9 protein-coding genes and 1 pseudogene are annotated in these 12,123 nt (G+C 69.7%); 5 read left to right on the forward strand and 5 right to left on the reverse strand.

Annotated elements, in window-relative coordinates; all coding sequences use genetic code 11:
- Positions 1-287 precede the first annotated feature (287 nt).
- The 4 genes and pseudogenes from OG956_RS06775 to OG956_RS06790 all read right to left on the reverse strand — a co-directional run.
- Positions 288-538: pseudogene (locus tag OG956_RS06775) on the reverse strand (L-tyrosine/L-tryptophan isonitrile synthase family protein); the annotation flags it as partial.
- 228 nt (positions 539-766) lie between these two features.
- Entirely contained in the window at positions 767-3,205 is a 2,439-nt protein-coding gene (locus OG956_RS06780; RefSeq protein WP_330337025.1) for an ATP-binding SpoIIE family protein phosphatase, read from the reverse strand.
- Positions 3,206-3,272: 67 nt separating this feature from the next.
- Positions 3,273-5,735, reverse strand: coding sequence for a SpoIIE family protein phosphatase (locus OG956_RS06785; protein WP_330337026.1), 2,463 nt, complete (start codon positions 5,733-5,735; stop codon positions 3,273-3,275).
- Between the two features lie 200 nt (positions 5,736-5,935).
- Positions 5,936-6,985, reverse strand: a complete 1,050-nt coding sequence (locus tag OG956_RS06790) for a diacylglycerol/lipid kinase family protein (protein ID WP_330337027.1) — start codon at positions 6,983-6,985, stop codon at positions 5,936-5,938.
- Between the two features lie 624 nt (positions 6,986-7,609).
- Between OG956_RS06790 and OG956_RS06795 the strand changes: the two genes are divergently transcribed.
- The 5 genes from OG956_RS06795 to OG956_RS06815 all read left to right on the forward strand — a co-directional run bounded on the left by OG956_RS06795 (position 7,610) and on the right by OG956_RS06815 (position 11,531).
- A complete protein-coding gene (locus OG956_RS06795; protein ID WP_330337028.1) occupies positions 7,610-8,692 on the forward strand; it encodes an AI-2E family transporter in 1,083 nt (360 codons plus the stop codon).
- A gap of 552 nt (positions 8,693-9,244) precedes the next feature.
- On the forward strand, positions 9,245-9,658 hold the full coding sequence (locus OG956_RS06800; protein ID WP_330337029.1) for a hypothetical protein: 414 nt from the start codon (positions 9,245-9,247) through the stop codon (positions 9,656-9,658).
- 244 nt (positions 9,659-9,902) lie between these two features.
- Positions 9,903-10,325 carry an SsgA family sporulation/cell division regulator gene (locus tag OG956_RS06805; protein ID WP_330337030.1) on the forward strand — a complete coding sequence of 141 codons (423 nt, stop codon included), beginning with the start codon at positions 9,903-9,905 and terminating at the stop codon, positions 10,323-10,325.
- A gap of 40 nt (positions 10,326-10,365) precedes the next feature.
- Positions 10,366-10,695, forward strand: a complete 330-nt coding sequence (locus OG956_RS06810) for an NIPSNAP family protein (RefSeq protein ID WP_330337031.1) — start codon at positions 10,366-10,368, stop codon at positions 10,693-10,695.
- A gap of 410 nt (positions 10,696-11,105) precedes the next feature.
- Positions 11,106-11,531: an SsgA family sporulation/cell division regulator gene (locus OG956_RS06815; protein ID WP_330337032.1), complete on the forward strand. Its 426-nt coding sequence runs from the start codon at positions 11,106-11,108 to the stop codon at positions 11,529-11,531.
- Positions 11,532-11,855: 324 nt separating this feature from the next.
- On the opposite strand, the gene OG956_RS06820 is transcribed toward OG956_RS06815, so the two are convergent.
- Positions 11,856-12,122, reverse strand: a complete 267-nt coding sequence (locus OG956_RS06820; protein ID WP_330337033.1) for a hypothetical protein — start codon at positions 12,120-12,122, stop codon at positions 11,856-11,858.
- Position 12,123: the final 1 nt, after the last annotated feature.

A 12,123-nucleotide genomic window follows, 5' to 3' on the forward strand; every position in this document is an offset into this window, starting at 1 on the left:
GAGTGTCCGGGACTTTGCGTTGCTCGACGTCCGGAGGCCGACGCTCCCTGCAGGTAGCGGTAGCCGGTGGTCTGAAAGATGCCGGTGTTCCGGATCAGGCAGTGCACGCAGCCGCGTTCGCGTAACCAGCGCGGCACCAGCACGGCCTGACGGCACGGGCCGAGCGCCCGCTACGGCTACGAAATCTCACCTGGTCCGAGTGGCTCGCCCGCAGCGCGGTACGGCACGGGGCCGCCACCACCAGGCGACCGCGCACCCCCAACGTCCCCCGGTGCGGCTGCCCGGTTCTGGTCGAAGTGACTGTCTCTGCCGCCTTGCCGCACCAGTCGACCCATCCGGGCGGCTTCGGCTCTGGGCATGAGAGTCCACCTGCCGTCGCTACGGCGCAAGGCGGCGGAGTGCCAGGGGGTTGTCCAGGCGTCGGGGCGTCGAGGAGGCGGATGCCGAATTTCGGGGCGCCGACGGGCTGTGGATGGATGGAGAGGCGTACCGCGCGGGGGTGGTGTTCGGCGATCAGGGCGCCCCAGGCGCGGCTTACGTCCACCTCGACGTAGCAGGTGCCGTAGTACGGGCTGGTGGCGGAGTTGTCGCAGACGATCCACTCCTTGTCGTAGCCCTGGCCGTCGTTGCTGACCGCGATCACCAGGTTCTGCCAGCTCGTGCCGTTCGTGGAGCGGCTGACGCTGCCGCCGGCGCGACCTGAAACCCTTCCTCGGGCACTGGAGCCCCTACGGCCCCACCTACTAAAGATGGCCACAGGGCGTGATCAGTGGGCGCGCGTGATCGGCTGTTCGGACCAGATGGTCTTGTGGTTCTGGCCGTGGCGGCAGCCCCAGCGCTCGGCGAGTTGGGCGACGAGGAACAGTCCGCGTCCACCCTCGTCGGTGGTGCGAGCGCGGCGCAGACGGGGTTGGGCGGTGTTGGAGTCGGTGACCTCGCAGACCAGAACGTGGTGCCGGATCAGTCGCAGCTCCGCCGGCGGACGACCGTAGCGGATCGCGTTGGTGACCAGTTCGCTGACGATGAGCTCGGTGGGGAAGAGGAGGTCGTCCAACCCCCATGCGGTGAGCTGGCGGGTCGCCCATTCCCGGGCGTCCGAGACGGCAGCCGGATCAGCCGGTATCCGCCAGCGAGCGGTGTCGTTGGCGGGTACGGCGCGGGTGCGTGCCAGCAGCAGGGTCGCGTCGTCACGTGGTGCTTCGTCCACCAGATTGTCGAGGAGGGTCCTGCCGGTCTCCTCCAGCGCGCGGTCCGGGCGGCAGGAGGTGGCGAGGGCACCGGTCAGCCGCTGGAGCCCGTCGCAGACGTCGTGTGTGGCTTGCTGGACCAGGCCGTCGGTGTAGAGCGCGAGGACGCTGCCCGGCTCGACGTCGATCGTGGTTGTCTCGTACGGCATGCCGCAGACGGCGAGGGGCGGCCCCGGGAGTATGTCGACGGCTTCGGCACTCCCGTCGGGCCGCACGAGCACGGGCGGCGGGTGCCCGGCACTGGCCATGGCGCAGCGTCGGGTGACCGGGTCGTAGACCGCGTACAGACAGGTGGCGCCCATGGCGTCATGGTCGCCAGGGGGTGCTTCCGCCGCGAGGCGCTGGACCAGGTCAGCGAGGCGCGTGAGCAACTCGTCCGGCTCCAGTTCGAGGTCGGCGAGGGTCTGGATGGCAGCGCGCAGACGGCCCATGGTGGCACTGGCGGGTATGCCGCGGCCGATCACGTCTCCAGCGACGAGGGCCAGCCGGAGAGCGGGCAGGGGTATGGCGTCGTACCAGTCGCCGCTGGTGCCGCCCCCACGGTCTGTGGGCAGGTAGACGCCGGCGGTCTCGGCTGCCGGAGTGTCGGTCGTGGCCGGGGGAAGGAGTCTTTGCTGCAGGGCCATGGCCGCTCTGTGCTCGCGCGTGTAGCGGCGGGCGTTGTCGATGGCGAGTGCTCCCCGTGAGGCGATCTGCCTCATGAGATCCACCTCGTCCTCGGTGAACGGTTCGGACGGACCGGTGCGCCAGACCACGATCGCTCCGAGGGTGAGGCCGCGGGCGTGCAGCGGTGCCACCATCACCGCCTGGACGTCGTGCGGGAGGAACTGCTCGGCCGGATGTGGGCCGCCGATCAGGGCGATGTAGTCGTCCCGGTCGTAGACGACCGTCTCGCCGTGCTGGAAGCGGCGCAGGAGGGGGTGGTCGGACAGGGACGGGACGAGGTTGCCGCGCTGGATGCCGGGCGGCCAGTCCGCGGTGGCCGGCGCCAGGGCCGCGTTGCGTCGATGCGGATCTCCTCCGCCCAGCCGCTCGGCGGGTTCGTCACCGTCGAAGACGGCTTCCGCAAGGTCGACTGCCGCGAGATCACCGAAGGTGGGTACAAGGGCGTCCGCGAGATCCTGGGCGGTCCGCACGGCATCCAGGGAGCCCCCCACCCGCTCGGCGACCGCGTGGGCAAGATCCAGCTGTCGGCGGGCACGCAGTTGGTCGGTGTCGTCTATGTACAGGGCTGCGACTCCTGTGGGGTGTCCTCGCGCGTCCTCCAGCCGGAAGGCGGACAGCGACAGCGCGTGCCGCCGCCACGGACGGTGTCGCCAGCTCACTCGCTGGTTCCTGTGGATCACCGGGACGCCCGTCTCGAGCACCTGCCGCAGTACCGCCTCGATGGTCTCGGCGTCCCCGGCGCACAGCACGTCGCTCAGTCGGGCGCCGGGCTGTATGGGACGGCCGTCGGGAGTGTCCGGCATGGCGTTCGTCTGCACGGTGGTGAGATCCGTGTCGTGCAGGGCGATCGTGATCCGGTTCTGTGCGGACAGTGCGCGCAGGAGGGCTGCGCCGTGCCGGTGGCCGGCGACGTGAGGAGTGGGGGCTGCGAGCACGAGGAAGTCCGCCGAGCCGCTCACCCGTGTGGTCCGGAATGTGACGTCGATCGTGTTGCCGCACTGGTGACGCAGTCGTACCCGGCCGGTCGCCGGCACGTGTGCGGCCCTGTGCGCCCCGTGCGGGAGGTCGGCCACGAGCTCCCGCACGGGGCGGCCGTGGACCTCGTCGGCGCAGAACCCGGTCAGGTCCTGTGCTGTGCCGGTCCACCCCACCACCGTGCCCCGATCGTCGAGCACGGCCGCGGCCAGACCGTCGAAGGCGGGCGGCCGGCCGCCGGGGCCGGCGCCGGAGACGCTCGTCGCACCTCGAAAGGCGCCTGCCGGGTCGGCGTTTTCAACATCCGATGGGTCCATGTCTCTGGCTTTCATTACGAGGTTCCGCGACTACGGCAGATGGGGATCCTGTGGCGGCTGTCGGCGCTCAGCGGGCGCCTGTTGGGGACGGCAGGTCCTGTTCGGCCCAGACGACCTTGCCGTCTGTTACGGAGCGGGAACCGCACCTGCGCGACAGCCGGCCGACCAGGTGAAGGCCGCGGCCGTGCTCGTCGAGATTGCCGGGATGGCGGGAGCGTGGCCGACCGGTGTTGGTGTCGGAGACTTCGCAGGTAAGCACCCGGTGCTGGATGAGCCGTAGGCGGACCGGGCCGTCGCCGTGGCGGATCGCATTGGTGACCAGTTCACTGACGAGCGACTCCACGGCCGTCACCAGCGGCTCCAGACCCCATTCACGGAGCTGACGGGCGGCCAGACGCCGGGCCGTCGGGACGGTGACGAGTTCGTTCGGCAGATCCCAGGACGCGACTTGGGCGGGTGGCAGGGCGCGCGTCCGCGCAAGGAGCAGGGTGACGTCGTCGGCCGGTGCCTGCGCCGACACGTTCTCCATCGCCCGCGAGCACAGGTCCTCCAGGGCGGCACCGGGCTGTGCCAGGGCGGCGCCCAGACGCCGCAGGCCGACGTCGATGTCCTCGCCGCGGGACTCCACCAGGCCGTCGGAGTAGAGGGCGAGCACGCTTCCTTCCGGCAGTTCCAGTTCCACGGACTCGAAAGGCACCAGGCCGAGACCGAGGCCCAGCGGGGCTCCGGCCGGCAGGTCGGGGACGGTGACCCCGCCCTGCGCGTCGACGACCAGGGGCGGCGGATGCCCGGCCCGTGCCAGCGTGCACCGTCGGGAGACCGGGTCGTAGACGGCGTACAGACAGGTGGCACCGACGACCGCTGGAACCCGGTCGGTGTCGTCGGCGTCCTCGTCGTTCAGTCGCCGGACCGTGTCGTCGAGGTGCGTCAGCAGTTCGTCCGGGGGCAGGTCGAGGGCCGCGAGCGTGCGTACGGCGGTGCGCAGCCTGCCCATGGTCGCCGCGGCGTTGATGCCGTGTCCCACCACATCGCCGACGACCAGGGCCACCCGTGCGCCGGACAGCTCGATCACGTCGAACCAGTCGCCCCCCACACCGTGGTCCATGTCGGCGGGCACATAGCGCGAGGCGACCTCGACGGCGGCGCCGCCCTGCACCCGGTGAGGGAGCAGGTCGCGTTGCAGCGTGAGAGCGGCGGTGCGCTCGCGCGCGTACTGGAGCGCGTTGTCCAAACAGAGCGCGGCCCGGGTGACCAGCTCCTCGGCGAGGAGCAGGTCGTCCTCCTGGAACGGCGTCTGTTCCGTGGAACGGCCGAACAGCGCCAGGCCCAGCACGCAGCGCCGCGCGCGGATGGGTACGACCATCAAAGAGTGGACGCCGCTGTCGCGTACCTTCTGCGCACGCGTCGGATCGTGGTCGACCCAGGGGCCGGCATGAGTGTCCAGCACCGGTTCCAGGTGAGATCTGCCCGTGCGCAGGACGGCGGCGAACGACGAGGTCGGGGGGACGTGGATCACCTCTTCACGCACCGCTGGCATCTCCAGGACACCCTGGTCGACGGAGGCCACCCCGGCACGGCGCAACACAGGGCGGCGTCCGCTCGTCGTGCTGATCCGTGCGGCGGGCTCGAGTCCGAACGGAACCGACTCCACCAGGTCGACGACGGCGTGGTCGGCCAGCAGGGGCACGGTGAGCTCTGCCAGTTCCTGGGCGGTCTGCATCACGTCGAGGGTGCTGCCGATGTGCGTGCTGGCCTCGCTGAGGATGGCGAGGCGCTCGCGTGCCCGCTTGTTTCCGGTGACGTCCACGGTCATGGAGCACACGCCAAACGGGGTGCCGTCCGCGCCCTGGAGGCAGAAGAAGGAAGCCGAGAACGCATGCTCACGGCGCCGGTCCGCAGGCGGCCACGCACGGTACTCGTGCACCGTCGTCGTGCCGCTCTCCAGCACCTGTCGCATCACGACCTTGAGCGCTTCGGCCTCGACGGCGGGCAGGGAGTCCTTCAGGCCGCGCCCGAAGCGCCGGTGACGAGGCACGCCGTCGTGCCGCTCCATGGCGTCGTTCGCCCAGACACAGCGCAGCTGCGCGTCATAGACGACGATGCCGATCGGGGCTCGGGCAAGGAGCGACTCCCGCACCGGTCCCCCGGTCGCCCCCGAGGACAGGGAACCTATGTCCGTCACGGACGCCAGCCACCGGGTGTCGTCGCCCTGTCCCCGTAGCAGCGAGACCCGCAGCGTCATCCTGAGCGTGTGGCCGTCGCGGTGGCCTATCGCGACGGTGCCGGACCAGCCGCCCCGCGCACGGCACTGCTCGGCGAACGCCAACGCCCTCCGGGTGTCCTCGGGAGGCGGCAGCACGTGTGCGGCGGACCGGCCCACCACCTCACCGGCCGAGTAGCCGACGAGCTGCTGAGCGGCGTGCGTCCACCCCACGACGATGCCCTCGGCATCGATCATCGCTATCGCGGCATCGGGCACCTCAGGAAGGCTCACCGGCTCGGCGAGGAGGGTGTGGTCAATGTTGGTCATTCGCGGTCCATCTCATCGGTGCGGAAGTAGGAGCGTCGGCCTGTGGCCTGCCGGCCCTGTGTGCAGCGGTGGTGAACAGCGATGTCCCGGTGAGCGGCACACGGTGCGGTATGTGTCAGATCAGAGCAATTTGCCCTTTTCTGATGAAATCATCAGATGTAATGGCTTGTACGTCAAGACCCTCATAGGTGATCGAAAGGTCAGATACTGCCGCTCCAGGTCACGGCTTCGCAGGTGAACGGACGGGTAGCGGCTTCCGCCGAGCATGCGCGGTGAGCGGGAGCGGCTCCCCGAGGTTCAGACCACCCGCCGGATGGCGGCCCACCCCGGCGATCGCTCGGCAGGCTGGGCGCCGGGACGATGCCGGGGAATCCATACCCGGAGTGCTCGAGGGCTGATTTGACACCGCACGGGAGTCGGCAGTCTGACGGCTTCGCCGTCCAGCCCGGCGGGGGGGCCGGGGCGGCGGCGTAGACGACGACGTCGTCGGGCGTGGCAAGACCGGCGAGGTTGTGCGGTTGTCCACCGCGCAGCCTCGCGGCCGTCTCGGCGGGCGTCTCTGCCCTGGCGGTCAGCACTCCCAGCAGGCCGGAGTCCAGGTGCGCACGCCTGCCGAGTCCGGCCGGGTCGTCGAACTGGTAGGGATTGCTGCTCACCAGCACGGCATCCGGCCCGTCAACGGTGAGCAGCCCGGTGCGGACCACCAGCTCCGGGCCCTCGTGCCGGGCCGGCAATTCCGGAAGGATGCGCACTGCCGTGCCAAGCTTGTCGTCCCGATAAGCCGGGTCCTGCACAAGGGCGGCACAAGCACCGAACGAGACGTTGTTGACGAACGCCCGCTCGCCCGCGTATCCCAGACCCACGCGCAGCTCGACGCCGTCCCTGAGGGCCTCCAGCGCGGCCGAAGGGTCCTCACGGTCCAGGCCGAGATCCATGGCGAAGTGGTTGCGGGTACCCGCCGGAATGACCACGAAGGGCAGGCCGCTCTCCGCGGCCACCTCGGCGACAAGCGCCTGTGTACCGTCTCCGCCGGCCACGCCCAGCAGATCCGCACCGTCGTCCACCGCGCGTCGGGCGACGGTCGCCACGTCCTGGGGCAGGGAAGGATCGATCAGGAACACCTGGGCTCCGAACGCGCAGGCGCGTTCCGCGATCCGGAACCGGCTCGCCTTCCCTCCACCCGAACGCGGATTCACGATCAGCCAGGGCCGCCGCGCGCCGGTCGTCGGCCGCGCCGCGTTCTCGCTCACGGCGCGTACCCGAAAGTCGCATGCATCAGCCGCGCGCACCTCACTGGCGACAGCACGACTGCCGCGAACACGCCCGCGGCTGACGGCTCCCTCCCCCACCGGGCCGGCGGTCCGGCGATTGCACCTGCGGCCACCGCCACCATGACACTCCTTCGACGGTTACGGCCTATGGCATCAGCTTGCAGCTCGGCCTGTGATCCGCACCTGGGATCGGCGGTGCCCCGAACGCCTTCACCACCGCCGAGCCGACGCCTTCTCCCCAACCTGCGTGCCCGGGGTCGGACTGGCGCACCAACAGCATCTCGTTACCCGTGGTGCCCTTTTCATCCACGGCGTACGGATGAGAGCCCGGCCGGGGCCTTCTCCAGCGCCAGCCGAACAAGGCGGGAACGCCCAGGACGTGACGGACGCGGCAGCCTCGGGGTGATCCGTTGCGGACGGCCGAGCACCATTGGTTGTCTCTGACTCCGTCCCTGGTGGCCGGTGGCGACTCACCGCAGCCCGTGTTGGAAGGGGTCAAGTGCGACAGTGCCGGGAAGCATCGCCCACCGGGCGAAGAGGTCTCCTCGTTTTCCCGTGACCGGGGCTGGGCACCCGATGCCCATGGCGACGCGTCCGGTTCCGGTGCGGACCATCCTCGCCACCATCGGCCTGGTGCTCGCCACCTACGTCGTACTCGAGCTGGTGGTCCAGGCTCGCCGGGTCCTGATCTGGGCGGTCATCGCGTTGTTCCTGGCCGTCTCACTTCATCCGGCGGTCGAAGCCCTGCAGCGACGGGCGCCGCGGTGCCGACGGCCGGTGGCCACCTTGCTGGTCTTCCTGGCTGCGGCCGCGGCCGTCGGCGCGGTGATCGCCCTGTTCGTCATCCCCCTGGCCCAGGAGGGAAGCCGGTTCGCCGGTCGCCTACCCGCGATGATCAGGGACGCCCAGGCCGGCCGCGGGCCAGTCGGCAACCTGCTGGAACGGACGCACGCTCTGCAGTATGTCCAGCACCATCAGGCGCAGATCCACGGGTTCGCCACCGGCCTGAGCACGCCCATCGCGAAGTTCCTCCGCGGTGCAGCGAGCACCGCGGCAGGCGCTCTCACCATTTTCGTGCTGGCCTATCTGATGGTGCTGGAGGGCCCCAAGGCCATAGACCGGTCCCTGGCCCTCGTGGACGAGGCGCCCGCGGCCCGCATACGCCGCGTCGGAGCCGCGTGCGCCCGTACCGTCAACGGCTATCTGACCGGGAACTTGCTGATCAGCGTCATCTGCGGGCTTCTGACCTACGTCGTGTTGCTGGTTTCCGGAGTGCCGTTCGCCGGCCTGCTGGCCCTCTTCGTCGCCGTGACCGACCTCATTCCCCTGGTGGGAGCCACCATAGGAGCTGTCGTCGCCTCCGCAGTGGCGTTCGTCCACTCCCTGCCGGCCGGCATCGGGGCCATCATCTTCTTCATCGTCTATCAGCAGGCCGAAAACCACCTCCTGCAACCGGTCATCCTGTCTCGGACGGTGAAACTCAACCCCCTCACCGTGCTGCTGGCCACCCTGATCGCCGCCGAAGTCGCCGGGATCCTCGGTGCCCTGCTGGCGATTCCCGTCACCGGCATCATCCAGGTCGTCCTCGGTGACATCTGGGCTCACCGCGGCGGTCGGCCACTGGGGCTGCCGACACGGGCAGACAACGGCCCCGAGAACGCCGACCGGTCCGACGCCCCCGGATGACGGCCCCGTGGAAGCCGGCCGCCACAAGCGCAGCGAGGAGTTCGCCCGGGTCGACGGCTGGGCCTTTCCTCGTCAGGCGAAAGATCGTTTGACAGGCCGGTCGGGGTTGCAGGGCACAGCTTGAACGGACGGGCGAACTGGACGCATCCGTGACTTCGAGCCCTCACTGCCCGGGCTGAGGCGAACTCCGGGCCGGTGAAGCCACCGATCACCAGGCCCCGCTCCGGCCGCCGTCCCGCCGCCGGGCCAACCCGACCGCGTCCTGGCGCTTGCGCCGAGGGGACACACACTGCCGCGGCCAAGGCGAAGAAGGCCGGCGTGCCGAGAGGACGGCGACGGGCAGCTCGCGCCGAAGAACGACATCTGCTGGCGCTCGTGCCAGCCGGTCAACGGTCACCTTCGTCACTTCGACATTTCCATACGGCGTATGGTAAGAATGAAAGCGCACTTCCATACAGCGTATGGAAGTGCTCGCTCGGGCCGCGCCGGGCGTCATACATCGCCTGGCAGAACCGCCGTTGGCCCAGATCACCCCCTCGGGAAGGAAAGATCATGAACAAGCTCGCGAAGCGCATCGCCCTCGCTGTCTCCTCCGTCGCGGTCGCCGGTGCCGCCGTCCTCGGTGCCGGTGGCACCGCCTCGGCCGCGCCCCTTGCGTCCACGCACGCCCAGCACCGGACCGACGGGGCCGTGGCCGCTGATTACAGCTGGGACCACGGTGTCGGCTACCTGCTCGAGCGGGGCTACTCCTGCGACGAGACCCGCGGCTGGCACCAGGACCGCCACGGCAGCGATTCGACCCGGCACGACTGCGACGGGCTCTACTACCGCGATGGTCACTTCTACCGCTGGGAGGGCGAGGGACACGGCTGGACGTCCGACAGGTCCTACCGCCACGACGGGGACCGCTGCGCGCACGACGGCGGGGGCAGGCACCACCATGACGTGAGCCGCGACGACCGGTGAGACGGGTATCGGCCATGTGCGCAAGTAGTTCCCCTCGGCCCTGTCCCTGCCGGCGGCGGGGGCCCGTCCGGCGGTCGGGGGGTGGCATCCCCGACTGCCGGCCGAGTGAGTGCAGCGCCACTCCTGATGCGGTGCGCCGGTGCCGTCCGGCGCCCGCGCCCTGCTGTACCGCCTCCGCCCGCGCTGCCTCTTCGCCACCGGCCGGTGTGAGGCACCGCCGAGCCATACCCGGGAGCGGAAGCCGATGAAGAAGTCCTTGAAGGTCGTAGAACGGCGGGTGGCCGTGCAGCTGGTCGTCTCGCACGTCTACTCGTTGCCTCTATGTGTACGTCTGCGCTACGAGCCCGCTGATCCCTATGTCGTCCGTGCCGCCTTCTTCGTCGACTGTGACGAGCCGGTCGAATGGATCCTGGGGCGGGATCTTCTGGCTGACGGCCTGGAGGGTTCCGCAGGCCACGCGGACGCCCGGATCTGGTCGGCCGCAGGGCGGGGTGACGAGTCGATCTACATCGCCCTCGGTTCTTCCGCAGGCACCGCCTTGCTCGACGTCCCCGTGCAGGACATCTCGTCCTTCCTTCAGGACACCCAGGCTCTGGTGCCACGGGGGACCGAGTCCGGACTCATCGACTGGGATGCCGAACTGGCACACCTCCTCCCCCGAGGCTGACCGCCGACCATCCATGCTCAGAAGTAAAGGAACCAGTGTCATGTCCCAGTACCAGCTTCGCGTCTACACCCTGCGCAGCTCCGACGCGCTCACCGCCTACGAGAAGATCTGGGCCCAGCACATTCCCGGTATGGCCAAGCACCGGATCACCACCCACGGCGTCTGGACGGTGCCCGCGGCGCCCGGAAGCGACACTCCCCGGCTGTACGCCCTCGTTTCCTACAGGGACGCCGACGACGTGCAGGAGCGGCTGGAGACATACCTGTCGAGTCCTGAATTCCGCGCGGACATGGCGGGCTTCGACATCAGCCAGATCGTCGGCCTCGACGAGACCCTGCTGACGCCCACCGTGGACTCTCCCTTGCGCTGACGGTCGCCCTGCGACGAGTGACGCGGCCGGAAGGGCCTGTATCCGGCGGCTCTGCCCTGCGTGACCGGGCCCCGGCAACCACGGCCGGCGTCGAGGTGGGGACCGTGACGAGTCGGTTCACTGCAACCACGACCGGTACAGCGTCGATCGCTGAGACCAAGGGCGCCCTTTGTCCGGCAACCACCGTTGGCCACATCTCCGTGATGGCCCCGGCCAAAAGTAGTGGCCTCGCCTGCTCCCGTCGGCCGGGCGCCCTTGCCGACGGCACGAAGAACTGCTCCTGCGGGTGTCCTCGTGCCGACCGCCACCGGTCCTCGCAGTAACCGCGTCTCTGTGCAGCCCTTTTGAATCCGTCGACAGCCCTTCCGATGCCCTCCCCGGATGACTCGAAGCACCAGGAGTAAGACCCGATGAAGTCATTGAGAACTGTGATCCAGGGGCTGCCTGTGAAGCTTGTCGGCGTGCATGCGACGTCCTTGCCCATGATCATGAATCTGCGGTACGAGCCGAGTGATCCCTATGTGGTCCATGCCGCATTCACCACCGATGTCGACAGCCACGAGCCGGTGGAATGGATCATCGGGCGCGATGTGCTGATCGACGGCCTGGAGGGCCCCGCCGGCGAGGGAGACGTTCGCATATGGCCCTCCGGCGAGGAGGGCCGCCGCGACTTGTACATCCTTCTCAACCCGCCATCCGGTACGGCCCTGCTCAAGGCCCCAGCGCAGGAGTTCAAGGCGTTCCTGCAGGAAACGGAGGCAGTGGTGCCCCGGGGGGCCGAGCTCGCCCACAGCGACTTCGACCGCTTGCCGGCGCACTTCCTCGCCGAAGGGTGAGTCCTGTCAGGGTGCGACCTGAGGCAGGCACACGGACGTCTGCGCCTCGGTGTTCACCGCCATGGTGAGTGGAGGTCCGCAGTCGTGGCGTCGAGGACGGCCGGGCCGAAGCCGGCCTCGGTCTTCACATCGGAGCCGCTGTCGCCCTGCTGAAGAGTGCGGGTCCATCCGTAGGCCGAGGCGCGGGGGCCGACACGAGGCTGACGGTCGCCGCCGTACCGAGCGCGGCCGTCAGGCCCAGCGCGCCGCGGAGCATGGTACGCCGGTCCAGGCCTCGGCCGGAGTCTGCTGCAGGGTTCACGAGCCCTCTCTTCGGTGTGCCCGTCAGGACCGGTAGGCGTTGCGGGTGCAGGTGAGGCTGAGCGGAGCGGTGTTGGCGAAGAACTGGGAGATCAGGTACGCGGAGTCAGGCGCGATCGAGCCGTCCTGCAGATCGCTGCCGTCGTCCCCGTCGTCCCAGGCCCAGGGCGTGTGCGCGGCGTTGTCCTCACCGTTGTCGCCCGCGAACGTCCCCCAGGAGGCGAAGGGCGGGTTGGCGGAGCGGCGCTCCCACAGGCCGCGTGTGACCGCCGCCTTCCGGGCGGCGGTCACG

Source organism: Streptomyces sp. NBC_00557, from assembly GCF_036345995.1.
In the GTDB taxonomy this organism is placed as follows: domain Bacteria; phylum Actinomycetota; class Actinomycetes; order Streptomycetales; family Streptomycetaceae; genus Streptomyces.

Excerpts from the sequence above, each read along its gene's own strand:
- OG956_RS06785 (WP_330337026.1), bottom strand. The coding sequence starts at position 5,735 with ATGACCAACATTGACCACACCCTCCTCGCCGAGCCGGTGAGCCTTCCT.
- OG956_RS06800 (WP_330337029.1), top strand. The coding sequence starts at position 9,245 with ATGAACAAGCTCGCGAAGCGCATCGCCCTCGCTGTCTCCTCCGTCGCG.
- OG956_RS06780 (WP_330337025.1), bottom strand. The coding sequence starts at position 3,205 with ATGGACCCATCGGATGTTGAAAACGCCGACCCGGCAGGCGCCTTTCGA.
- OG956_RS06810 (WP_330337031.1), top strand. The coding sequence starts at position 10,366 with ATGTCCCAGTACCAGCTTCGCGTCTACACCCTGCGCAGCTCCGACGCG.
- OG956_RS06805 (WP_330337030.1), top strand. The coding sequence starts at position 9,903 with ATGAAGAAGTCCTTGAAGGTCGTAGAACGGCGGGTGGCCGTGCAGCTG.
- OG956_RS06815 (WP_330337032.1), top strand. The coding sequence starts at position 11,106 with ATGAAGTCATTGAGAACTGTGATCCAGGGGCTGCCTGTGAAGCTTGTC.